Source organism: Streptomyces sp. NPDC021225 (genome assembly GCF_044332865.1).
Classification (GTDB): Bacteria; Actinomycetota; Actinomycetes; order Streptomycetales; family Streptomycetaceae; genus Streptomyces.
The window spans coordinates 827664-850695 of record NZ_JBIRPV010000001.1 but is presented as its reverse complement, the minus strand read 5'-3'; the positions used below and the strand labels follow the sequence as shown (position 1 = coordinate 850695).

Sequence of the window (23032 nt, the reverse complement as noted above, 5' to 3'; positions counted from 1 at the left end):
GCCGCCCGGAATCCCGGACGGACTCAGGCCCGGGACCGTCGGCCACTCCCGGGGCCGGCGGTCCGTCGTGGGGCGCGGCCGTGCGCTACCGCTTCTTCGGGGTCGCCGGAACGGGAGTGACATGGCACTTCTTGGCCGGGATCCCCTTGAGGGCCAAGTCGGCGCGCTGGTGCTCCACGGCCTTGCACCATGTGCCCGGCTTGCCGGGCTTGCCCGGGAAGGCCGGAGCGGGGCACTTCGGGGCGCGGATCGGCTTGCCGGTGACGTCCTTCACCACGGACAGGTCGGCGATCTTGATGCCCTTGACCGCCTTGACCGCCTTGTTGGCCTTGGCGACCTCGGTGGCCTCGGTGGCCTCGGCGCTCTGGACGGCTTTGCCGAGCTCGACGGCCTTGCCGGCCGGGACAGGCTTGCCGGGTGTGACCACACAGGGCTTGGGCCCCTTGGCCGCGCTCAACACAACGGAACTCCCCTTCGAACCGGTGTGCGACGGGCCGGCGGCCGAGGCGGAGGTCATGGCCCCCAGCGTCAGAACGCCGACCGCGGCGGCGAGCGCGACACCCCGGCGCTTGGTGGCGGTGGAACTGGAGCGAGTCACAAGTGTCTCCTGGCGTAGGCGGGTTGGGCCCGGCGGACGCTCGATCCGTCGGTGCACCCACCGTGGCGTACCGACGCTGAGTCCTCGCTGAAGGCTCTTCAGCGGAGGCTCAGCTTGCGCGTGCCATGCTGCTGCCGTGCGCATTCTCGTGGTGGAAGACGACGCCCGGCTCCGCGAACTCCTCAAGGAAGGCCTGGAGCAGGAGGGTTTCACCGTCGAGACGGCCGGTGACGGGCGCAGTGGCCTGGCGCTCGCCCAGGGCGCCGAGTACGCGGCGATCGTGCTGGATGTGATGCTGCCCGGGCTGTCCGGCTATCAGGTCTGCTCCCGGCTGCGGGAGGCCGGCATCTGGACCCCGATCCTGATGCTGACCGCCAAGGACGGCGAATACGACGAGGCCGACGGCCTCGACGTCGGCGCGGACGACTACCTGACCAAGCCGTTCTCCTACGTCGTCCTGATCGCGCGGGTGCGGGCCCTGGTGCGGCGCGGCGGCCTGGACCGGCCCGAGGTGCTGGAACTGGGTGATCTGCGGCTGGAGCCGGCGGCCCTGGCCTGTAGCCGGGGGAGGGAGAGCGTCACGCTGACGGCCAAGGAGTTCGCCGTGCTGGAGTGCCTGGCCCGCCGCGCGGGACAGGTGGTCTCCAAGACCGAGATCGTGCACACGGTGTGGGACACCGCCTACGACGGCGGGGCCAATCTCGTCGAGGTCTACATCAGAACCCTGCGCCGCAAGATCGACGTGCCGTACGGCCGACAGGCGATCCGCACGATACGGGGCGCGGGATATCTGCTGGCCCGCGACGGAGGGTGACCGACGGCATGAGCCTGCTGACCGGAATGAGTGTCCGCGCCAAGGCCACGTCGGCCGCCGTCGGCACCGTCGCCCTCGCGATGGCGCTGTGCATGCTGGCCCTGGTGCTGGTCCTACGGCAGAACCTGAGCGACAGCGCGGAGGCGGACGCCGAGCAGGCCGCAGTCAGCGTCGCGGACCAACTGGTGAGGTCCGGGCATCTGCGGCGCGAGGCGGTGGTCGTCGCACCGCAACCGGTGACCATCAAGGACGCGGGGGGACGGGTGATCACCACCGGACGTCCAGCGAAAGCTGTGCTGGGCCACAAGGTGGAGTTCCGCGTACCCGCCTTCCCTGCGAGGGCCCACACGCCGTACAGCGTGGACGTCGCCCCCTCGACCACGGCCCTCGACAACGCCACCCAGCTGCTGCTGCGCCAGGTCGCCCCAGCGGCCGCCGGTCTCGTGCTGTTCGTGGCCGCCCTGACCTGGCTGCTGGTCGGCCGGGCCCTGCGCCCGGTGGCCGCCATACGGGAGGAGTTCACCGAGATCACCGAGCGCGATCTGCACCGCCGCGTCCCGGTGCCCAAGGCGCGCGACGAGATCTTCCGGCTGGCGCGGACCATGAACGCCACCCTGGACCGGCTGCACCGGGCCATGACCCGGCAGCGCCAGTTCGTCGCGGACGCCTCGCACGAGCTGCGCAGCCCCATCGCGGCCGTACGCGCCCAGCTCGAACTCGCCCTGGCCCGCCCCTCGCGCACGGACTGGCCGACCGTCGTGCACAAGGCCCTCCAGGACACCGACCGTCTCCAGGCCGTCGCCTCCGACCTGCTGCTGCTCGCCAGGCTGGACGCGCAGGAGGCGCCTTCCCGGGCCCCGGTGGACCTCGCGGCGCTGGCGGCCGAGGAGGTACGGCGCCATCCGGGCGTGGTCGTGGCGGCGGGCGAGGACGGCCACGCCGGGCCGCCCGTCGTCGTCCACGGCAGCCGCGTACAGCTCTCCCGGCTGCTCACCAATCTCGTCGACAACGCCCGCAGACACACGCGTACGACGGTCACGGTCGGTGTCTCTGTCGGTGTCTCGGTCGGTGTCGGGGTCCACGGCGACGGCATGGTGGAGCTGTCGGTGGACGACGACGGCCCCGGCATCGCCGAGGCCGACCGCGAGCGGGTCTTCGAGCGCTTCACCCGGCTGGACGACGCGCGGGCCCGGCAGGAGGGCGGCACTGGTCTCGGCCTCGCGATCGCGCAGGACATCGCCCATGCCCACGGCGGGACTCTGACCATCGGGACCAGCCCCCGGGGCGGGGCCCAGATACGGCTGAGGCTTCCGTCTGAGATGCGACTTTGACAACTACCAGACACAACTGATCAGTTGGTCAGTAGTATCTGCCCGTTCTTGGCCGCGTCGCGGGTGGAGGTGTACGAAGGTGCCGTCGGAGACCGTGACCGTCATCGTGGTCGCGTCCGCTGTGCTGGCGCTGGTCTCGCTGTCGGGCGCGGTGTGGGTCGTCAAGCTGCGGAGAGCGCTCGCCGAGGAGCGTGGGGCGGCGGAGCGGGAGCGGGCCGCGGCCGCCGGGGCGCGGGCCGCCGCCGAGCAGGAGCGGGCCGTCGCGGCCGAGCGGGGCGAGGAGGTGGCCCGGCTGGCCGCCCTGCGGGTCGAGTTGGACGAGGCGGCCCGCCGGGAGCGGAACCTGCGCGACTCCGTCCAGGCGTCGTTCGAGTCCGTGGCCAGGAATGTGCACGCCATGGCGGTGGTGCAGCAGCAGGTCCTCGACGGCCTCGAACAGCGCATCAGCGAGGCGGCCGTGATGGCCGAGGTGATGAAGGCCGACCACGCCGCGGCCCAGATGACCCGCAAGGCACAGACCCTGATGGTGATGTGCGGGATCTGGCCCGCGCGGCGCGAGACCCGGCCGGTGACGCTCTTCGACTGTGTGCGCGGCGCGCAGTCGCGGATCGTGGAGTTCGGGCGGGTGGAGGTGCACGGCGGGCAGACGCTGTACGTGGTGGCGCCCGCGGTCGAGGGCCTGATGCACTCCGTCGCCGAACTGCTGGAGAACGCCACCGTCTTCTCCCCCTCGCGCACTCAGGTCGCCGTCTCCGTCCGGGAGGTCGCGGCGGGCGCCGTGCTCGAGATCGACGACGCGGGGCTCGGGATGCCGCCCGATGTGCTGGAACAGGCCGTCGCCCAGCTCCGGGAGGGGCTCGACCTGGCTCAGCTCGGGGCGGTGCCACGGCTGGGCCTCGCGTGTGTCGGGCGCTGGTCGCGGGAGCTGGGCTTCGGCGTGGAGCTGTCGACGGCCTCGGCGTACGGCGGGACGCGGGCGGTGGTCTTCGTGCCGCACCGGCTGCTGGGCGGGGGCGCCGAGCCGGTCCTGGACGCGGAGCCGGTCGTCGTCGAGCCCGTGACCGCGCCCGCCCCCGCCGGGCCCGGATCCGAGGGCGGGGCCGGGCTGCCGCAGCGGCGCAACCGGCGCCGTACGGCCCCGAAGGCGCCCGAACTCAAGGCGCCCGCGCCCGACGACGACCCCTGGACCCCCGAGGCCGCCCGCGCCTCGATCGCCAGCATCGTCTCCGGCACCCGCCGCGGGCGCGCGGAGCTGGCCGAGGAGGCCGGGGCCGAGGACGCCGAGGCGGAGCAGGACCCGGACACGGACCGACAGGACCCACAGGACCGACAGGACCGAGAAGGAGGCCGGTAGTGGCCGGAACCATATCCAGGCTCCCGGACGTTGGATGGATGCTGCGTCCGCTGACGCAGATCCCGGGCGTGCGGCATGCCGTCGTCGTCTCGGAGGACGGTCTGCGCATGGGGCACGACTCCGCCGAGGGGTTGACGGGGGAAGTGCCCTTACTGGACGTGGCGGAGGCCGAGTCCCTGGCCGCCGCCTGTGCGGCGCTCACGGTGACCGGGCAGTCCACGGCGGCGCTGTTGTTCGGGCACGAGGCGGGGGTGCGGCAGCTGATGGTCGAATCCGACAAGGGGTTCGTGCTGTTCACCTCGGCCGGCCGGGGGGCGTCCCTGGGAGTGGCCACCGACCCGGAGGCGGATGTCGGCCTGGTGGCCCAGCAGATGCAGCTGCTGGTGGCGAAGATCGGCTCCCATCTCTCGAGCCGCCCTCGGGAGTCGATGAACCCGGCGTCATGACCGAGCCCCGAGAGGAACGGACCACCGCGGCCGTGCGGCCCTACGTGATCACACGTGGCCGTGCCGGTTCCTCACGGGACGACCTGCCCTGGGAGACGCTCGTCATGGCCTCGGGGAGCGCGCCGCCGCCGGAACTCCAGCCGGAGTACCGGCGGATCGTCGACTTCTGCCAGGGCCTGCTGTCGGTGGCGGAGGTGGCCGCGCACCTCGGCCAGCCGCCGGCCGTGGTGCAGGTGCTGCTGGCCGACCTCATCGACTGGGGGCACCTCGTGGCGCGCCCGCCGGTCCGGGTCGTCGAGCGTGCCGATAGGGACTTGCTGAGGAAGGTGCTCGATGGGCTTGAGAGCAAGCTCTGAGGTCTGGGCCGGGGCGGCCGGAGGGACCAGAGCGGACGGCGTGGCCGGAGCGCCTGGAGCGGACGGCGTGAATGACATGAACAGTGCGAAAGATGTGGACAGCGGGGGCGGCGTGGACAGCAAGAGCGGCGTGGACGACATGAAGGACGACGCGGACGCGGACAAAGCCGACGACTCGGCCGACGCCGACGATCTGGCCGACACACCCGTCATGTACGTGCAGTCCAGCGTGTCCGGCGCGGCCAAGATCCTGGTCGTCGGCCCCATGGGCGTCGGCAAGACCACGCTGATCGGCACCGTCTCGGAGATCAAGCCGCTGTCCACCGAGGCGACCATGACCAAGGCGGGCGCCCGGCTCGACACCGCCGTACGGCCGTCCAAGATCACGACCACCGTGGCGCTGGACTTCGGCCGGATCACGCTCGGCGGCGAGCTGGTGCTCTATCTGTTCGGCACGCCGGGGCAGCAGCGCTTTCTACCCGCGTGGAAGGACCTGGCGCGCGGCGCCCTGGGCGCCCTCGCGCTGGTCGACACCCGCGACCTGGAGGCGTCCTTCGACGCCATCGGCCACCTCGAAGACCTGGACGTCCCCTTCTCCGTCGCGGTCAACGCCTTCCCCGACAGCGTGCTGCACAGCGAGGACGATCTGCGCTCCGCGCTCGATCTGCTCCCCCACACCCCGCTGGTCATCTGCGACGCGCGGGAGCACAAGTCCTCGGTCAAGGCGCTGATCTCGCTGGTCACCCACCTCATAGAGACCATCACGGAGGCGTCATGACGGTCGGCGCGCCGCCCGGGCCGCCCGACCCGGTGCCGCTGTACGGGCCGGGGCTGGACGGCGACATGCCCGCGCGGTACGAGCGGATGCGCCGCGAGCACGGCCCGGTGGTGCCCGTGGCCATCGCCCCCGGCGTCGAGGCGTGGCTGGTGCTCGGCCATCGCGAGCTGCTCCATCTGACCCGCGACGAGCAGTACTTCTCGCACGACCCCAGGCGCTGGTCCGCGCTGCGCGACGGCCGGGTGCCGCCCGACTCGCCGCTGATCCCGCTGGTCGGCTGGCGCCCCGCGCTGCTGTTCGCCGACGGCCGGCAGCACCGCCGGATGCGCCAGGCGGTCGCCGAGGCGCTGGCCCGGCTCGACGGGCACGAGCTGATCCGCCGGGTGCGGGCCACCGCCGAGCGCCTGATCGCCGGGTTCGCCGACCGCCACGAGGCGGATCTGGTGCCGCAGTACGCGCGGATGCTCCCGCTCCAGGTCGTCACCCAGCTCCTGGGTCTCGACGAGGAGCAGGGGCCGCGGCTCGTCGAGGCGATCGCCGCCGTCGTCGCCCCCACCGCCGCCGCCACCGGCGCCAACCGGCGCATGGGCGGCATGCTGCTGGAGCTCATCGAGCGGAAGAAGCGGCAGCCGGGCCCGGATGTGACCTCCTGGCTGCTGGAGCACGAGGTCGGCCTCAGCGACCAGGAGGTGCTGCACAACCTCGTCGTGATCATCGTGGCGGGGAATCAGACCACCGTGAACTGGATCGCCGACGCCGTACGGGTCCTGCTCACCGACCCGGGCTTCCGCTCCTCGCTGAGCGGCGGCCATCTCACCGTCGACGACGCACTGGACCTGGTGCTGTGGCGCTACCCGCCGACCGCCAACTTCCCCGGCCGCTACGCCACCCGCGATCTGCGCTTCGGCGGGCAGCACATCCGCGCCGGGGACATGCTCATCCTGGGCCTGGCGGGGGCCAACGCCGACCCCGAGGTGCTGCCCGAGGACGGGCGGCCGGTCGTCGGCAACCGCTCGCACCTCGCCTTCGGCGCGGGCCCGCACACCTGCCCGGCACAGGACCCGGCGCGGCTGATCACCCGAACCGCCGTGGACACGCTCCGGCACCGGCTGCCGGACCTCGAACTCGCGGTGACGAAGGACCAGCTGACCTGGATCACCTCGCCCTGGTCCAAGAACCTGGCCGGGCTGCCCGTGCGGTTCACCGCACCACAGCTCGCCGCGGGCGCGGCGACAACCCCCACCGCGGATCCGGATTCAGGAGACTGACGATGACCGACGACGGCCGATGCCCCGTATCGCACACCGGCTCGGCACCGCACCGGCTGGACCCCACCGGAGCCGGCCAGCACGCGGTCAACGAGCGGCTGCGGGAGCGCGGGGCCGCGGTCCCGGTCCTGCTGCCCGGCGACGTCACGGCCTACGCCATCACCCGGCACGAGGAGCTCAAGGAGTTCGTCGCCCACCCCGAAGTCGCCAAGGACGCTTGCCACTTCGCCGCGCTGCGGGACGGTGAGATCCCGCCCGGCTGGCCGCTCGCCACCTTCGCCACCGTACGGGGCATGACCACCGCCGACGGCGCCGACCACAAGCGGCTGCGGTCCCTGGTCACCCGGGCGTTCACCCCGCGCCGGGTGGAGCGGCTGCGCCCCGCCGTCGAGGAGCTGACCGCCGCGCTCCTGGACCGGCTGGCCGAGGCCGCCGCCGCGGCCCCCGACGGCGTGGCCGATCTGCGACGCCACTTCGCGCTGCCGCTGCCCATGGGCGTGATCTGCCGGCTGCTCGGCGTCGACGCCGAGCACCAGGACCGGCTGCACGCCCTCTCCAACGACATCGTCGGCACCCGCACCGCGCCCGAGCGGGCCCTGGCCGCCAACCGCGAGATGATCGCCATCCTGGGCCAGGTGGCCGCCGCGCGGCTGCGCTCCCCGGGCGACGACCTGACGAGCGCGCTGATCGCCGCCCGTGAGGAGGACGGTGACCGGCTCAGCGAGGAGGAGCTGATCGGCACCCTGCTGCTGATGATCATCGCCGGGCACGAGACCACGCTCAACCTGATCACCAACGCCGTGCGGGCGCTGTGCGCCCATCGCGACCAGCTGGAGCTGGTGCGCTCCTCCAAGGCGTCCTGGGGCGATGTGGTGGAGGAGACCCTGCGCCACGACAGCCCCGTCAGCTTCTTCCCCTTCCGCTACCCGACCCGCGACCTGCCCGTCGGCGACACGGTGATCCCCCGGGGCGCCCCCGTCCTCGTCTCGTACACCTCCGCCGGGCGCGACCCCCGGGCCCACGGCGCGGACGCCGACCGCTTCGACATCACCCGCCACGCCCGCCCGGACGCCGCCCGCCATCTGTCCTTCGGCCACGGCGCGCACTACTGCCTCGGCGCCCCGCTGGCCCGGATGGAGGCCACGATCGCCCTCCAGGCGCTGTTCACCCGCTTCCCCCGGCTGGACCTGGCCGTCCCCGACGAGCAGCTCGTCCCGCACCCCAGTTTCGTCGGCAACAGCCCGCAGGAGCTTCCGGTGCTGCTCACGGCGGCTCACAGCGGCTGACGGGGCGCGCTGAGGGCAGCGTTGCTTCAGGGAAACGGCGGTGATGCGGCCGGGTAACAGGCGGCCCGCACGCTTCCTGGCATGAGGTCGAACAGGGAGCCGGAGCGGGAGCCTGGCAGCGGCCGGCGGGTGGTGATCGTCGGCGGCGGCATGGCCGGGACGCGGCTGGCGCAGCAGCTCGCCACGGCCGCCGGCGGCTCTGTCGGCTCCGTTGACGTGACGGTCATCGGCGAGGAGCCGCACCCGGCGTACAACCGGGTGCTGCTCGCCGAAGTCCTCGCCGGGCGGTACGCCCCCGGAGTCATCGCCCTCCCGGCCCTCGCTGCCGGCCGTCGGCTCAGCGGCGTACGCGTGGTCCGGCTCGACCGGGACCCGGGCGAGGTGGTGTGCGACGACGGGCGCCGCGTCCCCTACGACTCGCTGGTGCTGGCCACCGGCTCCAACCCGGTGCTGCCGCCGCTGCGCGGTCTCTTCGAGCCGCACGGCCACGAGCTGCCGGACGGCGTCCACGCCTTCCGCACCATGGACGACTGCCTCGCGCTCGCCGCGGCCGTCCGCCCCGGCGCCCGCGCCGTCGTCATCGGCGGCGGCCTGCTCGGCGTCTCCGCGGCGCGGGCCCTGGCCCAGCGCGGCGCCCAGGTCGTCCTCGCCCACCAGGGCGAACACCTCATGGAGCGGCAGCTGGACGCGGGGGCGTCGCGGGTGTTGCGACAGCACGTCGAGGCACTGGGTGTGGAGGTCCACACGGAGTGCCGGGTGCGGGGGCTGCGGACGCGGTCCCTGGACGGCGGCGGGCGCGCCGTGAGCGCCGCGGAGCTGGCCGACGGATACGCGCTGGAGGCCGATCTGGTCGTCCTCGCCTGCGGGGTCCGGCCGCGCGTGGGGTTGGCCCGCGCGGCCGGGCTCGACGTGGCGCGCGGTGTCGTCGTGGACGACGAGCTGCGCACGAGCGACCCGCGGGTCTTCGCGATCGGTGACTGCGCGGAACACGGCGGCGTCCTGTACGGCTTGGCCGGCCCGGCCCAGGACCAGGCGGATGTGCTGGCGCGGATTCTCTCCCCCACCCCGCCCCTTCCCGAAACTCAGGGGCTCCGCTCCGCCCCGGGCCTCGACGCTTCACACCTGGTTGTGGGCAATCGTGCCGCGGAGGGGGCACCTCCCAGCGGTAGCTGGGGGAGGCACGGGTGGGCACAACCCGGCCACCGGGCCGCACCCGGCAGCGAAACCGGCCCCCGGTACACGGGGAGCCGTGCTCTGACCCGGCTGACGCTCGCCACCGCGTCCGCGTCCAGCCCGCTCGACCTCGCCGCGTTCGGCGAGACCACCCCCGCCCCCGGCGACGACGTCGTGCAGCTGGCCGACGCCACGCGGAACGCGTACCGCAAGGTCGTGGTCCGCGGGGACCGCCTCGTCGGGGGGATTCTGCTCGGCGATCTCGGCAGCGTCGGCGCGCTCGCCCGTACCTGGGAGGGTGACGAGCCGCTCCCCTCCACCCCCTTGCTGCACCTGCTGACCAACGATGGAGGCTCCTGACGATGAGCGCACAGAACCCCGCCACCGCCCCCACCATCGTGCTCGTCGGGCACGGCATGGTCGGCCAGCGCTTCCTGGAGGCCCTCGCCGAGCGCGGCGTGACCGAGCGCGCCCGGGTCGTCGTGTTGTGCGAGGAGCCGCGCCCGGCCTATGACCGGGTCCAGCTGACCTCGTACTTCGCGGGCCGGACCCCCGAGGACCTGTCCCTCGTCGAGGACGGGTTCATGGCCCGCCACGGCATCGAGCTGCACCTGGGCGACCCGGCCGAGCACATCGACCGCGCCGGGCGCACGGTCACCGCGCGCTCGGGGCTGACCGTGGCGTACGACGCGCTGGTGCTGGCCACCGGCTCGTATCCGTTCGTGCCGCCGGTGCCGGGCAAGGACAGCCGGGGCTGCTTCGTCTACCGGACCATCGAGGACCTGCTGGAGATCGAGGAGTACGCCAAGAACTGCTCGTCCGGCACCGTGGTCGGCGGCGGGCTGCTGGGTCTCGAGGCGGCGGGCGCGCTCAAGGGACTCGGGCTGACCACGCACATCGTGGAGTTCAACCCGCGGCTGATGGCGATCCAGGTGGACGAGGGCGGCGGCGCCGCGCTGCGCCGCACCGTGGAGGACATGGGCCTGGTCGTGCACACGGGCGTCGGCGGCAAGGAGATCACCGCGAACACGGACGGCGCGGTCACCGCGATGGCCCTCTCCGACGGCTCGTCCATCGACACCGATCTGGTCGTCTTCTCGGCGGGCGTGCGCCCCCGCGACCAGCTGGCGCGCGACTGCGGGCTGACGGTCGGGGAGCGCGGCGGGATCGCGGTGGACGAGCGGTGCCGTACGAGCGACCCGGCGGTGTACGCGATCGGCGAGTGCGCACTGGCCGCCGACGGCCGGGTGTACGGGCTGGTGGCGCCAGGGTACGAGATGGCACTCGTGGCCGCGGACGAGATCGCCGAGGCGAGCCGCGAGAGCGGCTTCACGGGCGCCGACACCTCCACCAAGCTCAAGCTGCTGGGCGTGGACGTGGCCTCGTTCGGCGATGCGCACGGCACCGCCGAGGGCTGCCTGGACGTGGTGTACTCCGACTCCCGCGCGGGCGTCTACAAGAAGCTGGTGATCGGCTCCGACGGGGCGCTGCTCGGCGGGGTGCTGGTCGGCGACGCCGACGCGTACGGCATGCTGCGGCCGCTGACCGGCAGCGTGCCCCCGATCGCCCCGGAGCAGCTGGTGCTGCCGGCCGGGCTGGGGGCGCCCGTCGCGCTCGGCCCGTCCGCGCTGCCGGACGAGGCGGTCATCTGCAACTGCCACAACGTCACCAAGGGCACGATCCGCGCGGCGGTCACCGACCACCAGTGCGCCACGGTCCCCGAGGTGAAGAAGTGCACCAAGGCGGGCACCGGCTGCGGCAGTTGCGTCAAGGCACTGACCTCGCTGGTCAACGACGAACTCGAAGCGAGCGGCGTCAGCGTCGACAAGGGGCTGTGCGGCTGCTTCTCCTACACCCGGGCCGAGCTGTACGAGATCGTCCGGACGCTGCGCATCACCACCTACGCCGCGCTGCTGGACAGCCACGGCCGCGAGGAGGCGCGCAGCGGCAACGGCTGCGAGGTCTGCAAGCCGACCGTGGGGTCGATCATCGCCTCGCTCGCGCCGACGGTGGGCGCCAGCGGCTATGTGCTGGACGGCGAACAGGCCGCGCTCCAGGACACCAACGATCACTTCCTGGCGAATCTCCAGCGCAACGGCTCGTATTCGATCGTGCCGCGCATCCCCGGCGGGGAGATCACGCCCGAGAAGCTGATCGTCATCGGCGAGGTGGCGCGCGACTTCGGGCTCTACACGAAGATCACCGGCGGGCAGCGGATCGACCTGTTCGGCGCCCGCGTGGACCAGCTGCCGCTGATCTGGGCGCGGCTGGTGGACGCCGGGTTCGAGTCGGGGCACGCGTACGGCAAGGCGCTGCGCACCGTGAAGTCGTGCGTGGGGCAGACCTGGTGCCGCTACGGCGTGCAGGACTCGGTGCGGATGGCCATCGACCTGGAGCTGCGCTACCGGGGGCTGCGCTCCCCGCACAAGCTGAAGTCGGCCGTCTCGGGCTGTGCGCGCGAGTGCGCGGAGGCGCGCGGCAAGGACTTCGGGGTGATCGCCACCTCGAACGGCTGGAACCTGTACGTCGGGGGCAACGGCGGCGCGGACCCGCGCCATGCGGATCTGCTCGCCCAGGACCTCGACGACGAGCAGCTGATCCGGCTCATCGACCGGTTCCTGATGTTCTACATCCGCACCGCGGACCGGCTGGAGCGCACCTCCGCCTGGCTGGAGCGGATCGAGGGCGGCCTCGACCACGTACGGGACGTGGTGGTCGACGACTCGCTGGGGCTGTGCGCCGAGCTGGAGTCGCTGATGGCCGACCATGTGGCGGGCTACCGCGACGAGTGGGCCGAGACCCTCGACGACCCGGAGCGGCTGCGACGCTTCGTGTCCTTCGTCAACGCGCCGGACGCGCCGGACCCGACGGTGAAGTTCGTGCCCGAGCGCGACCAGGTCAAGCCGGACCTGACGATCCTGTCCGGCCCCAGCATCCCCGTCCGCACTCTCGACCGCACTCTCGAAGGGACTGCAAGCCGATGACCATGGCACCCGAGCGGACCGCCGTCCGCGTGGAACTCCTCGTCGACCAGCGGTGGTTCGCGGTCTGCGATCTCTCCGACCTGATCCCGGGGCGCGGGGTGGCCGCGCTGCTGCCGGACGGGACCCAGGTCGCGGTCTTCCTGGACCGCGCGGGGCAGGCGTACGCGATCGACAACCGCGATCCGTTCACCGGCGCCTATGTGCTCTCGCGGGGCCTGCTGGGCTCCGTGCGGGAGCGGCCGTTCGTGGCCTCGCCGCTGCTGAAGCAGCGCTTCGACCTGGAGACGGGGCGGTGCCTGGACGACGAGGGGGTCGCCGTCCAGGCGTATGCGGCCCGTACGAATGACGGGGTGTCAGCGCAGGTCGTGTGAGACCAGCAGCCCGCACTGGACGGGGTCGGCCGCGCAGCCGGCCGTCCCCACGGCGAGGGCGCCCTTCGTCCCGGGGACGGCGGCGATGCCGAGCACCGTGGACATCTCGCTGTGCTCGGTGACGTCGGCGGGCAGCTTCTGGGTCGCCCACTCCGTACCGGTCCAGCGGGCCAGCACGGAGTGGGGGTCGCCCGGGGTCCAGCCGCCGACCCACAGCCGCCCGGCGCCGTCCGCGCCTGCGGCGTTCGCCTCGTCGACGGGGAGCGCGGGCAGCGGCTCCCAGCCGCTGCCGGTCCAGCGGGCGGCCATGGTGGCCGTCGGCGCGTCCGCGTCGTTGGTCTTGCCGACCCAGTAGACCGAGTTACGGCCGGTGGCCACGGCGTGGCCGGCCACCCAGCCGGTCGGGTGCTCACTGGGGGTGGGCACCTCGCGGACCGTCCAGGTGCTGCCGTTCCAGTGGTACAGCAGCGGTACGGCCACCTCGCCGGTCAGGGCGTCGGCGGTGACCCAGACGCCGTCCGGGCCGGTGCCGGCGATGTCCGAGGGACGCACCGTCCCGCCGCCGGGTGCGGCGGGGAGGGACACCTTCTGCCACCCGGAGCCGGTCCAGCGCTCCAGGTAGGAGGCCTCGGCGCCGCTCTCCGGGTTCCAGTCGAAGCCGGTCAACCAGGCCGAGTTCCTGCCGAACGCGGCGATGTCGCCGACGAAGCTCAGCGACCCCTCGGGGGCGGCGGCGTGGTCGACCTTCGTCCACTTCTTGCCGTCCCAGTGCTGAAGCACGATCGGCGCGGACATGTTGTCGTCCAGCGTGCCGGCCGCCCAGGCGTCGTCGGGCGCCGAGGCGGCGACGGCCTCCAGCCGCGCGGGCTTGCCGCCGGTGGAGGCGGCGGGCACATCCGCCCACGCGGTGCCGTTCCAGCGCCTGATCAGCGGGGTGGAGCCATCGGGGCCGTCCGTCTTCCGGCCCACCGTCCACGCGTCCTTGGCGCCGGTCGAGGCGACGTCCCACAGCTCCGTCGAGACGGTCTCGCTCAGCGGCGTCCCCAGCTGCCACGGGGTGTCGGCGCGGGCCGCCCGGTCGGTCGCGGTCGTGGTCGCAGTGCCGGTCGCGGCGTTCGCCTGCGCCCCGAGCGAGCCGAGTGCGATCGCGCACACCGCCACCGCTATGCGCAGCCCTGCGTTCCTGGCCATGGTGCTCCTTCTGCCCGGGGGTGGGTTCTCAGAAGGAAATGGCCGCCGGCCGACGGTTCTTACAGGTGGCCTTGCCCGGTTACTTGGGGGTCTTGAGCTGCCGGTCCGTCCACTCCGACTTCACCGTGGCGGTGTAGTTCACCACCGTGCCCGCCGTGAGCCCCGCCTCGGCGGCCTTGGCGTTCGGCTTGGTCAGCACCTCCTGGTCGGACAGCAGGGCGCCGGTCGCCGGGTCCACGATCAGTTCCGACCGCGCGGTCCCGTTGTCGGGCCGTTCGGTCGCGGGCGGCGCGAAGCCGACCCCCTTGCGCCCCAGCGGGTCCGTGACCTCGCCGAGCGACCGGATGCCCGGCAGGCCCGCGATGACGCGGTACGCGGCGGCCCGGACCTCGGGCCTGACCGGGAGGGTGATCAGCCCGGCCGCCTGCCGCCACATCCACTCGGTGCGGCCGGAGAGCTCGCTTCCGCGGTCCTCCTCGTAGAGGCCCTCCAGGTACTCCTTCAGCTTCGCGGTGTCGGCGGGGAGCTTGCTCAGATCCGCGTAGGTCACATTGTCCGCGCCCACGGCGGCGATCTTGTCGCCCTGGTTGATCCGGGTCACCGTCGGCCGCTTCTCAGACCCTGACTCGATCCGCAGACCGAGTTTGCCGCCCGACCGGGAGCCGGTCTCGGCGAGCGTGACGTCCTTCGGCGATCCGGCGGCCCGCCACCGCGCCATGTCGCGCTCGGTGCGGGGTTCGGTGGAGTCGTCGATCCCCGAGACCCACAGGCTCTGCGTGCCGGGCCGTACCCCGTGGGACCACTGCTGTGTCTCCAAGGAGACGACCGCGAAGACGGACTCCGACTCGGGCGCGGCGACGACGCCGATCCAGCCCGACCGCGTGGTCGACTGCCAGTAGGCGCCCTCGGCCGCCTTGCTCTCCACCCGGTTGGCCACGTTCAACAGCGCCAGGCGGCCGTTCTCCGGGGTGTGCCGGGAACCGTCCACCGTGGGCCCGGCCGTCGCCCGGGAGCCGTCGGAATCCGGGCCGCCCTGGGGCAGGGTGGCCACGAGCACCCCGGCCACGGCCGCCGTCGCGGCCACGGGCAGCGCCCACCGCCAGGTGAACGGCCGGGCGAACCGCGACGCCTCCGGCGCCTCCCGCGCGCCGGCCAGGATGGCGCTCAGGTCGTGCCTGGCGCGCGCGGAACCGGCCAGGTACTCCGGATCGAACTCCGCGGGCCGCGCGTCCGCCAGCGTCTTCATGACATCAGGCCGCTTGCGTGCCATGTCAGTGCTCCTTCACTGTCACTTTCGGGCGAGAGTCACGAGAGAGTCCGGCCGCGACCTCGACCGCGACCCCGTTGAAGGCCCGCTCCAGCCGCCGTCTGGCCCGGTGCAGCCGCACCGAGAACGTAGCGGTGGAGCAGCCGAGGACGCGCGCGGCCTGTCTCGGGCCGAGCCCGTGCCAGGCGACCAGCGTCAGCACCTCGCGGTCCGCGTCGGACAGCGTGGCCAGCGCCTGGAGCGCCGCCTCGCGCTCGGTCACATCCGCTGCCACGTCGCCGACGTGGGCACCGGCGGTGACGACGCGCTGTGCCTCCTCGGCGGCCAGGGCGTACTGCCTGGCGTCGCGGCGGCGCAGCTCGCGGGTCAGGTTGCGGGCCACGCCGAGCAGCCATGGCAGCGGTGGCGCGGGGATGTCCCGCATCCGCCGCCAGGCGACCGTGAAGGTCTCGCTGGTGATGTCCTCACCGACCTGCCGGCCCACCAGGCTCGAGGCGTAGGCGAGCACACGGGGATAGGACTCCTCGTACAGCTCACGGAAGCGTTGGGCGTCGGTCACGCGCCGTCTCCTCATCTTGGCTCTCTCACCTGGCAGTGGTCGAGAGCCGCGATTTCTTACACTCTGAGGAGAGGGAACTCGAAAGCGTGCGGTGCAGTGCAGTGCCTGGACGGCGAGGCGGGTCACCGTCCAGGCGGATGAAGGCGCTCAGGACGTGGTGCAGGTGGCGCCGTTGAGGGTGAAGGCGCCGGGCGCGGTGTTGGCGCCGGACCAGTTGCCGTTGAAGCCGAACGACACCGAGCCGCCGACGCCGATCGTGGCGTTGTAGCCCGCGTCGGCCGCCGTGACCTGGGCTCCGCTCTGGGTGACGGTGGCGTTCCAGGCGGAGGTCACCTGCTGGCCCGAGGGGTAGGTCCAGGCCACCTTCCAGCCGTTGATGGCGCCGGACCCGGTGTTCTTGACCGTCACGTTCGCCGTGAAGCCGGTGTTCCACTGGTTGGTGACGGAGTAGGTGACCGCGCAGCCCGTCGTGGGTGTCGGGTCTCCTCCGCCGTCGCCGCTCCAGCCGAGGGCCTCGGCGATGCCGTAGTACGCCGGTTTGGGCTGGTAGTTCTCGTCGTACGGGGTGGCGGCGCCCTGGCCGTCGAAGACGTCGGGGATCCAGGAGTCGGAGTCGGTGAACCCCCAGACCGTCACCCCCTTGCAGCGGCTGACGGCGGCACACGCGCTGGTGACGGCCTTGTAGTCGGCCTTCTGCTGCGCGAGCTTGGCGTCGGTGACGGGCAGCTGCATCCGGATGTCCAGCTCGGTGACGGCCACGTCCACGCCGAGGTCGGCGAAGCGCTGAAGGTTGGCCTGCATCGTGGACGGCACCTGGCCGAGGATGAGGTGGCCCTGGAAGCCGACGCCGTCGATCGGGACGCCGTCCGCCTTGAGCGACTTGACCAGGTTGTACATGGCGTCGCTCTTCGCGCCCGTGCCGTCGGTGTTGTAGTCGTTGAGGTACAGCTTGGCGTCGGGGTCGGCGGCGCGGGCGGCGCGCAGCGCATCGGCGATATAGCTCTGGCCGAGCTTCGTGTACCACATGGACTGCCGGAAGGTGCCGTCCTCGTTGAACGGCTCGTTGACCACGTCCCAGTGCGAGATCTTGCCCTTGTAGCGGCCGACTTCGGTGGTGATGTGGTCGGTCATGAGGGTGCGCAGCTGGTCGGCGGTCCAACTGCCGGAGGTCAGCCAGCCCGGCAGCTGGCTGTGCCAGACCAGGGTGTGGCCGCGCACCCGCATGTCGTGTGCCTGGGCGAAGTTGACCACGTCGTCCGCGCCGGACCAGTTGTACGAGCCGCGGCTCGGCTCGACGGACTCCCACTTCATCTCGTTGCCGGGGGTGATCGAGTCGAACTGGCTCCCGGCGATGGTGGCGTAGGTCCCGTTGAGCTTGGACGCGGTGACGGCGGTGCCGTAGTACGTGCCCTTGGCCTGGGCCAGGTCGCGCAGCACCGGGTCGGCGGCGCTGCTGGGAGTGGCCAGGCCCAGCAGGAGCGCTCCCGCTGCGGCGAGGCCAAGGGCGGCTCTGCGGATGTGAGGTCTCATCGCGTACGGCCTCCTATGATCCGGCCAGGCCGTCGCGGAACGCGGTGTAGGCGGGCTTGGGCTGGTAGTTGTCGTCGTACAGGTTGGCCGCGCCCTGGCCGGGGAAGGTGCCGGGCACCCAGGAGTCCCGGTCGCCGAAGCCCCATACGGTGATGCCGGCGCAGCGGGAGATGGCGAGGCAGGTCTGGGCCACGGTCTTGTAGTTGGCCGCCTGCTGCTGGAGCTTGGTGGAGTCGGCCGGGGTGGCCATCCGGATGTCGAGCTCGGAGACCACGATCTCGAGGCCGAGGTCGGCGAAGCGCTGGAGGTTGGCCTTCACGGTGGACGGCACCTGGTTCACGATGAGGTGGCTCTGGAAGCCGACGCCGTCGATGGGCACGCCCTGGCTCTTGAGCCGCTGGACCAGGTTGTACAGGCCGTTGCTCTTCGCGCCCGTGCCCTCGGTGTTGTAGTCGTTGATGAAGAGCTTGGCGCCGGGGTCGGCGGCGCGGGCGGCGCGGAAGGCGTCGGCGATGTACGACTCGCCCAGCTGCTGCTGGAACTTGGACTGGCGCAGCGATCCGTCCTCGTTGAAGGCCTCGTTGACCACGTCCCAGCGCTGGACCTTGCCCTTGTAGCGGCTGATCTGGGTGGTGACGTGGTCGGTCATGATGGTGCGCAGCTCGGCGTTGGAGAACGAGCCGTTGGCCAGCCAGTTCGGCAGCTGGCTGTGCCAGACCAGGGTGTGGCCGTAGACCTTCTGGTTGTTGCTCTGCGCGAAGGAGACGAGCCGGTCGGCGGCGGCCCAGTTGAACTGGCCGCGGTTGGGCTCGACCGAGCCCCACTTCATGGCGTTTTCGGCGGTGACGCTGGAGAACTCGGTCTTGGCGATGTTGGCGTAGGTGGCGTCGCCGAGCCGGCCGTCGTTGATGGCCGTTCCGATGAAGCGGCCGGTGCGGTCGGCGACCTCGCGGAGAGTGGGGTTGGCCTGGACGCGGGTGTCGCCCGCCGCCGTATCCGCCGCCCCTCCTGCCGGGTGTTCGGCTGCCTGGCCGGGGGCGGCGAGGCCGAAGGCCAGCGTCGCCATGGTGGCCGAGGCCACCAGCGCTGCGCTGCGTAAGCTCAAGAGCTTCATGGACGTCCCTCTCTTCTCTTCACGTCTGATCCGGTTTTCCGGAAGACTTCTGCAAGGTTCCGAGGGTGCGCCCGGAAAGCTAGAGGCGGGAGTGACTCTCGTCAACGGAGGAGGCGGAAATGGCTACGGAGAGCGCGGGGCCCGAGGGCGGGGCCCGGCCCAAGGTCACGATCACGGCCATCGCACAGGAGGCCGGGGTGTCGGTGCCGACGGTCTCGCGGGTCGTCAACGGGCGCTCGGACGTCTCGCCCGAGACCCGGGCCCGGGTGGAGAATCTGCTGCGGCTCCACGGCTACCGCCGCCGCCAGACCGCCCCGGGAGACCGCGCCGCCCTGCTGGACCTGGTCTTCAACGACCTGGACAGCCCCTGGGCGGTGGAGATCATCCGCGGGGTGGAGGAGGTCGCGCACCAGGACGGCGTGGGCACGGTGGTCTCCGCCATCCACGGCCGGGCGGGCGCGGCGCGGCAGTGGATGAAGAACCTGCGGGCGCGCGCCTCCGACGGGGTGATCCTGGTGACCTCCGTACTCGAACCGGTGCTGCACGAGGAGCTGCGGCGGCTGAACGTGCCCATCGTGGTGGTCGACCCGGCCGGCGCCCCCGCCCTGGACGCGCCCACCATCGGGGCCACCAACTGGGCGGGCGGAATGGCCGCGACCGAGCATCTGCTGAGCCTGGGCCACCGCCGGATCGGCTTTATCGCGGGCCCGCCGCGGCTGCTGTGCAGCCGGGCCCGGCTGGACGGCCACCGGGCCGCCCTGGAGTCGGCGGGGGTGCCGTACGACCAGGCGCTGGTCGCGCAGGGCGACTTCTACCACGAGTCGGGTTTCGTGGGCTGCGATCAGCTGATGGACGCCGCCACCCCGCCCACCGCCGTGTTCGCCTCCAGCGACCAGATGGCCCTGGGCGCGATCGAGGCCCTGCGCCGCCGGGGGCTGCGGGTGCCGGAGGACGTGAGCGTGGTGGGCTTCGACGACCTTCCGGAAGTCCGCTGGTCGGCCCCGCCGCTGACCACGGTGCGCCAGCCGCTCGCGGAGATGGGCAAGCTGGCGGCCCGTACGGTGCTGCGCCAGGCGCGCGGCGAGGAGATCGAGTCGCCCCGGGTGGAGCTCGCGACGGCGCTGGTCGTCCGCGCCAGCACGGCCGCGCCGAGCACGGCCTGAGCCCGACGACCGGCCGCGCCGGTTCGTACGTTCCAACAGGCCTGTTTGTGCGATCTATTGACAGGTCGTCAGCGCGCTCATACCGTCCACGCAATCACTTCCGAGAATTATCGGGCTACTTCCGGAAGGCACATGCGACGATGACGATGCGTACACCCAGGTCACGTTCCATCCTCCGCGCCTCCACCCTCGCAGCCGCACTGCTTCTGGCCACCACCTCCCTCTCCGCCTGCGGCAGCTCCGGCCCCGGTGGCTCGGACGACGACTCCATCGACGTCTGGGTCTACCAGGACGCCTCGACCAAGGTGCAGCGCGCGGTCGTCGAGCGGTTCAACAAGACGTCCAAGGTGAAGGCGAAGCTCACCGAGGTGCCCGGCGAGGGCTACTCGGACAAGATGCGCACCTCGATGGGCACCCCCAACGCCCCGGACGTCTTCTTCAACTGGGGCGGCGGCAGCATCAGCGACTTCGTGAAGGAGGACATGCTGGTCGACCTCGGCCCGGCCTTCAAGAAGGACCCTGAGCTCCAGAAGGCGTTCATCCCCTCCATCCTCAAGGCCGGAGCGGTGAACAACACCTATTACGGCATCCCCATGCGCGGTATGCAGCCGGTGATCCTCTTCTACAACAAGAAGGTGTTCCAGGACGCGGGCGCGCGGCCGCCCAAGTCCTGGGACGATCTGCTGGGCCTGATCGACACCTTCAAGAAGAAGGACGTCACCCCCTTCGCGCTCGCGGGCACGGACCCGTGGACCGAGCTGATGTGGGTGGAGTACCTGGTGGACCGCTACGGCGGGGCCGATGTCTTCAAGAGGATCCAGAGCGGGGACGCCTCCGGGTGGGACGACCCGGCCGTGCTGAAGACCGCCGAGACGATCAAGCAGCTGGTCGACCGGGGCACCTTCGGCAAGAACTACAAGTCGGTCAACTACACCGCCGACGGGGCCTCCACGCTGTTCGCCAAGGGCAAGGCCGCGATGCATCTGATGGGCTCCTGGGAGTACGCCAACCAGAAGGCGAACCAGCCGGACTTCGCCAAGTCCGGGCTCGGCTGGACCGACTTCCCGGCCATCCCTGACGGCAAGGGCGACCCCAAGAACGTGGTGGGCAACCCGACCAACTACTGGTCCGTCAACGCCAAGACGAAGGGGAAGAAGCGGGACGCGGCGATCGAGTTCGTGAAGTTCGCCGCCAAGCAGGACTACTCCAAGGACCTGATCTCCAACGGCGATGTGCCCGCCACCTCCGACGCCGAGACCCTGCTGAGCGAGCACGAGAACCCGACCTACGCGCGGTTCCAGTACGACATGGTGCGTGCGGCGCCCAGCTTCACCCTCTCCTGGGACCAGGCGCTGTCGGCCAAGAACACCCCGGCGCTGCACACCAACATCCAGAAGCTGTTCAACGGGCAGCTGAGCCCGACCGGGTTCGTCGCGGCGATGAAGAAGGACATCAAGTAATGACAGGCGCCGTCAGCAAAGGCGCCGACGACAAAGGCGCCGGGGGCAAAGGCCACAGCGGCAAGGGCCCCAGCGGCAAGGGCGGCGGCGTGGGCAGCGGCGTGGGCCGCCCCAGCGCCGCCTGGGCGCTCCCCGGGGCGCTGTTCTTCGCGTGCTTCGCCATCGTCCCCATGCTGCTGGTCGGCTATCTGGCCTTCACCGACTGGGACGGCATCGGCTCCCCCCAGTGGACCGGCACCGACAACTGGTCCCGGCTGTGGCACGACCCGGACATGCGCCAGGCGGTCTGGCTCAGCCTGCTGCTGACCGTGCTGACCTGGCTCGTCCAGACCCCGATCGCGCTGCTGCTGGGCGTGTGGGCGGCCGGGCGGCAGCGCAACCGCGCCGTGCTGTCGGCGATCTTCTTCCTGCCGCTGCTGGCGTCCTCCGTCGCCCTCGCCCTGGTGTGGAAGCAGCTGCTGGACCCCAACTTCGGCCTCATCGCGGAGATCGGGCCGGCCCTCGGCTTCGCGGACGGCGATCTGCTCGGCGACCCCCAGGGCGCCCTCGGCGCCATCCTCTTCGTCACCGCCTGGCAGTTCATCCCCCTCCACACCCTGATCTACCAGGGCGGCGCCCGGGCCATCCCGCGCTCGCTCTACGACGCGGCGGCCATCGACGGGGCGGGCACCGTCCGCCAGTTCTTCTCCATCACCCTGCCCCAGCTGCGCAACACCGTGGTCACCTCCTCGGTGATCATGGTGGTGGGCGCGCTGACCTTCTTCGACACCGTCCTGATCCTCACCAAGGGCGGCCCGGGCACGGACACCAGCATCGTGCCGTTCCTGATGTACAAGAACGGCTTCCAGGCCTTCGACCTCGGCTACGCCAGCGCGGTCGCGGCCCTCCTCGTCGTCGTCGCCACCACCGTCTCGCTGCTGCTGGTGCGGCTGACCGGCTTCAGCGCGATGCGCAGCACCCGGGAGGGGATGTGACCGACGTGCTGCGCCGGCGCCCCGGGGCGGACCCTGCGGCGGGCGGGGCGGCCCCGCCGCCCGGGCCCCGGCGCGCGGGGCTGCCCCGTCTCCTGAAGGGAAGCGGCCCGCGGAGGCCCAACTACCCGGCCGGGCTCGTCTCCCTCATCTGGCTGGTCATCGTCGGCGCCCCGCTGTATGTGCTGGTGGCCACCACCTTCCGGACCCGCGACGGCTATATCGACGACGGCCCGCTCTCGCTGCCCACCCACCTCACGTTCACCAACTACGACCGGGTCCTCAGCAGCCACTTCTTCACCTACCTGGGCAACACCCTGGTCGTCACCGCCGTCTGCGCCGCCATCGTCATCGTGCTGTCGGTGACCGTCGGCTACGCGATCGTGCGCGCCCGCAGCCGGCTGTCCCAGCGCGTCTTCCAGATGTTTCTGCTCGGGCTCGCGATCCCGTCCCAGGCCGTGATCATCCCCATCTATCTGGTGATCACCAAGCTCCAGCTGTACGACACCCTGCTGGCGGTGATCCTGCCGACGGCCGCCTTCTCGCTCCCGGTCAGCGTGCTGATCCTGGCGGGCACCATGCGCGACATCGACGAGGAGCTGTACGAGTCGATGGCGCTGGACGGCGCGGGGCCGACCCGGGTGCTGCTGCGGCTGGTGGTGCCGATGTCGCGGGCCGGGATCTCCACGGTCGGCGTGTACTCGGCCCTGCACGCCTGGAACGGCTTCATGTTCCCGCTGATCCTCACCCAGTCCAGGAGCAACCGGGTGCTGACCCTGGGCCTGTACGACTACGTCGGCGAGTTCCGGGTGGACACCCCGGCGCTGCTCACCGCGGTCGTGCTGTCCATCGTCCCGATCTTCGTCGTCTATCTCTTCGCGCGCCGTCAGCTGATCAACGGCCTGATGGGCGTGGGCGGCAAGTGACCGGCCCCGAGACCCGACGCGGCTCCGAGACGGTGCGCAGCCCGGGGCCCCCGCGCAGCCCGGAAACACCACGCAGCCCTGAGCCAAGGAGC

The 23032-nt window shown here is 71.8% G+C and carries 21 protein-coding genes; 15 read left to right on the top strand and 6 right to left on the bottom strand.

Going from position 1 to position 23032, the window contains the following annotated elements; all coding sequences use genetic code 11:
• Positions 1–85: 85 nt before the first annotated feature.
• The gene (locus ACH4S9_RS03875; RefSeq protein WP_311722650.1) at positions 86–598 is read right to left on the bottom strand and encodes a hypothetical protein; all 513 of its coding nucleotides are present in this window, start codon (positions 596–598) and stop codon (positions 86–88) included.
• A gap of 136 nt (positions 599–734) precedes the next feature.
• Here ACH4S9_RS03875 and ACH4S9_RS03870 point away from each other — a divergent pair, with 136 nt between their 5' ends.
• From ACH4S9_RS03870 to nirD, 11 genes are all read left to right on the top strand, one after another.
• Complete coding sequence (locus tag ACH4S9_RS03870; RefSeq protein WP_311722649.1) at positions 735–1412, top strand: response regulator transcription factor; 678 nt, start codon at positions 735–737, stop codon at positions 1410–1412.
• Between the two features lie 8 nt (positions 1413–1420).
• Entirely contained in the window at positions 1421–2743 is a 1323-nt protein-coding gene (locus ACH4S9_RS03865; protein WP_398369620.1) for an ATP-binding protein, read from the top strand.
• 79 nt (positions 2744–2822) lie between these two features.
• Positions 2823–4097 carry an ATP-binding protein gene (locus ACH4S9_RS03860; protein WP_398369618.1) on the top strand — a complete coding sequence of 425 codons (1275 nt, stop codon included), beginning with the start codon at positions 2823–2825 and terminating at the stop codon, positions 4095–4097.
• A complete protein-coding gene (locus ACH4S9_RS03855) occupies positions 4097–4543 on the top strand; it encodes a roadblock/LC7 domain-containing protein (RefSeq protein WP_311722646.1) in 447 nt (148 codons plus the stop codon). The genes ACH4S9_RS03860 and ACH4S9_RS03855 overlap by 1 nt, the downstream gene beginning before the upstream one ends.
• Positions 4540–4899, top strand: coding sequence for a DUF742 domain-containing protein (locus ACH4S9_RS03850; RefSeq protein ID WP_311722645.1), 360 nt, complete (start codon positions 4540–4542; stop codon positions 4897–4899). The genes ACH4S9_RS03855 and ACH4S9_RS03850 overlap by 4 nt, the downstream gene beginning before the upstream one ends.
• A gap of 76 nt (positions 4900–4975) precedes the next feature.
• The gene (locus ACH4S9_RS03845; protein ID WP_358847513.1) at positions 4976–5677 is read left to right on the top strand and encodes an ATP/GTP-binding protein; all 702 of its coding nucleotides are present in this window, start codon (positions 4976–4978) and stop codon (positions 5675–5677) included.
• Positions 5674–6945 carry a cytochrome P450 gene (locus ACH4S9_RS03840; RefSeq protein WP_311722643.1) on the top strand — a complete coding sequence of 424 codons (1272 nt, stop codon included), beginning with the start codon at positions 5674–5676 and terminating at the stop codon, positions 6943–6945. Before ACH4S9_RS03845 ends, ACH4S9_RS03840 begins: the two co-directional genes overlap by 4 nt.
• Before the next feature lie 2 nt (positions 6946–6947).
• Positions 6948–8231 carry a cytochrome P450 gene (locus tag ACH4S9_RS03835; protein WP_398369614.1) on the top strand — a complete coding sequence of 428 codons (1284 nt, stop codon included), beginning with the start codon at positions 6948–6950 and terminating at the stop codon, positions 8229–8231.
• 81 nt (positions 8232–8312) lie between these two features.
• Entirely contained in the window at positions 8313–9764 is a 1452-nt protein-coding gene (locus ACH4S9_RS03830) for an NAD(P)/FAD-dependent oxidoreductase (RefSeq protein ID WP_398369612.1), read from the top strand.
• Positions 9765–9766: 2 nt separating this feature from the next.
• Entirely contained in the window at positions 9767–12388 is a 2622-nt protein-coding gene (gene nirB / locus ACH4S9_RS03825; RefSeq protein ID WP_398369610.1) for a nitrite reductase large subunit NirB, read from the top strand.
• Positions 12385–12759 (top strand): nitrite reductase small subunit NirD, encoded by a 375-nt coding sequence (nirD, locus tag ACH4S9_RS03820; protein WP_311722639.1) that lies wholly within the window; start codon positions 12385–12387, stop codon positions 12757–12759. Before nirB ends, nirD begins: the two co-directional genes overlap by 4 nt.
• On the opposite strand, the gene ACH4S9_RS03815 is transcribed toward nirD, so the two are convergent.
• The 5 genes from ACH4S9_RS03815 to ACH4S9_RS03795 all read right to left on the bottom strand — a co-directional run bounded on the left by ACH4S9_RS03815 (position 12742) and on the right by ACH4S9_RS03795 (position 18420).
• On the bottom strand, positions 12742–13950 hold the full coding sequence (locus ACH4S9_RS03815) for a hypothetical protein (RefSeq protein ID WP_398369608.1): 1209 nt from the start codon (positions 13948–13950) through the stop codon (positions 12742–12744). The genes nirD and ACH4S9_RS03815 overlap by 18 nt on opposite strands.
• Before the next feature lie 79 nt (positions 13951–14029).
• Positions 14030–15220, bottom strand: a complete 1191-nt coding sequence (locus tag ACH4S9_RS03810) for a CU044_5270 family protein (RefSeq protein WP_398369606.1) — start codon at positions 15218–15220, stop codon at positions 14030–14032.
• A 1-nt stretch (position 15221) separates the two neighbouring features.
• Positions 15222–15776: an RNA polymerase sigma factor gene (locus tag ACH4S9_RS03805; protein WP_398369604.1), complete on the bottom strand. Its 555-nt coding sequence runs from the start codon at positions 15774–15776 to the stop codon at positions 15222–15224.
• A gap of 147 nt (positions 15777–15923) precedes the next feature.
• Entirely contained in the window at positions 15924–17306 is a 1383-nt protein-coding gene (locus tag ACH4S9_RS03800) for an endo-1,4-beta-xylanase (protein ID WP_398369602.1), read from the bottom strand.
• 13 nt (positions 17307–17319) lie between these two features.
• A complete protein-coding gene (locus tag ACH4S9_RS03795; protein ID WP_398369600.1) occupies positions 17320–18420 on the bottom strand; it encodes an endo-1,4-beta-xylanase in 1101 nt (366 codons plus the stop codon).
• A gap of 119 nt (positions 18421–18539) precedes the next feature.
• Between ACH4S9_RS03795 and ACH4S9_RS03790 the strand changes: the two genes are divergently transcribed.
• From ACH4S9_RS03790 to ACH4S9_RS03775, 4 genes are all read left to right on the top strand, one after another.
• A complete protein-coding gene (locus tag ACH4S9_RS03790; RefSeq protein ID WP_385341512.1) occupies positions 18540–19583 on the top strand; it encodes a LacI family DNA-binding transcriptional regulator in 1044 nt (347 codons plus the stop codon).
• Between the two features lie 140 nt (positions 19584–19723).
• Positions 19724–21043: an ABC transporter substrate-binding protein gene (locus tag ACH4S9_RS03785; protein ID WP_398369597.1), complete on the top strand. Its 1320-nt coding sequence runs from the start codon at positions 19724–19726 to the stop codon at positions 21041–21043.
• Positions 21043–22017: a carbohydrate ABC transporter permease gene (locus ACH4S9_RS03780; RefSeq protein WP_385341508.1), complete on the top strand. Its 975-nt coding sequence runs from the start codon at positions 21043–21045 to the stop codon at positions 22015–22017. The genes ACH4S9_RS03785 and ACH4S9_RS03780 overlap by 1 nt, the downstream gene beginning before the upstream one ends.
• On the top strand, positions 22014–22940 hold the full coding sequence (locus ACH4S9_RS03775) for a carbohydrate ABC transporter permease (protein ID WP_398369595.1): 927 nt from the start codon (positions 22014–22016) through the stop codon (positions 22938–22940). Before ACH4S9_RS03780 ends, ACH4S9_RS03775 begins: the two co-directional genes overlap by 4 nt.
• The last annotated feature ends 92 nt before the right edge of the window (positions 22941–23032 follow it).

Excerpts from the sequence above, each read along its gene's own strand:
- ACH4S9_RS03830 (WP_398369612.1), top strand. The coding sequence starts at position 8,313 with ATGAGGTCGAACAGGGAGCCGGAGCGGGAGCCTGGCAGCGGCCGGCGG.
- ACH4S9_RS03810 (WP_398369606.1), bottom strand. The coding sequence starts at position 15,220 with ATGGCACGCAAGCGGCCTGATGTCATGAAGACGCTGGCGGACGCGCGG.
- ACH4S9_RS03780 (WP_385341508.1), top strand. The coding sequence starts at position 21,043 with ATGACAGGCGCCGTCAGCAAAGGCGCCGACGACAAAGGCGCCGGGGGC.
- ACH4S9_RS03845 (WP_358847513.1), top strand. The coding sequence starts at position 4,976 with ATGAACAGTGCGAAAGATGTGGACAGCGGGGGCGGCGTGGACAGCAAG.
- ACH4S9_RS03835 (WP_398369614.1), top strand. The coding sequence starts at position 6,948 with ATGACCGACGACGGCCGATGCCCCGTATCGCACACCGGCTCGGCACCG.
- ACH4S9_RS03850 (WP_311722645.1), top strand. The coding sequence starts at position 4,540 with ATGACCGAGCCCCGAGAGGAACGGACCACCGCGGCCGTGCGGCCCTAC.
- ACH4S9_RS03790 (WP_385341512.1), top strand. The coding sequence starts at position 18,540 with ATGGCTACGGAGAGCGCGGGGCCCGAGGGCGGGGCCCGGCCCAAGGTC.
- nirB (WP_398369610.1), top strand. The coding sequence starts at position 9,767 with ATGAGCGCACAGAACCCCGCCACCGCCCCCACCATCGTGCTCGTCGGG.
- ACH4S9_RS03865 (WP_398369620.1), top strand. The coding sequence starts at position 1,421 with ATGAGCCTGCTGACCGGAATGAGTGTCCGCGCCAAGGCCACGTCGGCC.
- ACH4S9_RS03785 (WP_398369597.1), top strand. The coding sequence starts at position 19,724 with ATGACGATGCGTACACCCAGGTCACGTTCCATCCTCCGCGCCTCCACC.
- ACH4S9_RS03800 (WP_398369602.1), bottom strand. The coding sequence starts at position 17,306 with ATGAGACCTCACATCCGCAGAGCCGCCCTTGGCCTCGCCGCAGCGGGA.
- ACH4S9_RS03795 (WP_398369600.1), bottom strand. The coding sequence starts at position 18,420 with ATGAAGCTCTTGAGCTTACGCAGCGCAGCGCTGGTGGCCTCGGCCACC.
- nirD (WP_311722639.1), top strand. The coding sequence starts at position 12,385 with ATGACCATGGCACCCGAGCGGACCGCCGTCCGCGTGGAACTCCTCGTC.
- ACH4S9_RS03840 (WP_311722643.1), top strand. The coding sequence starts at position 5,674 with ATGACGGTCGGCGCGCCGCCCGGGCCGCCCGACCCGGTGCCGCTGTAC.
- ACH4S9_RS03815 (WP_398369608.1), bottom strand. The coding sequence starts at position 13,950 with ATGGCCAGGAACGCAGGGCTGCGCATAGCGGTGGCGGTGTGCGCGATC.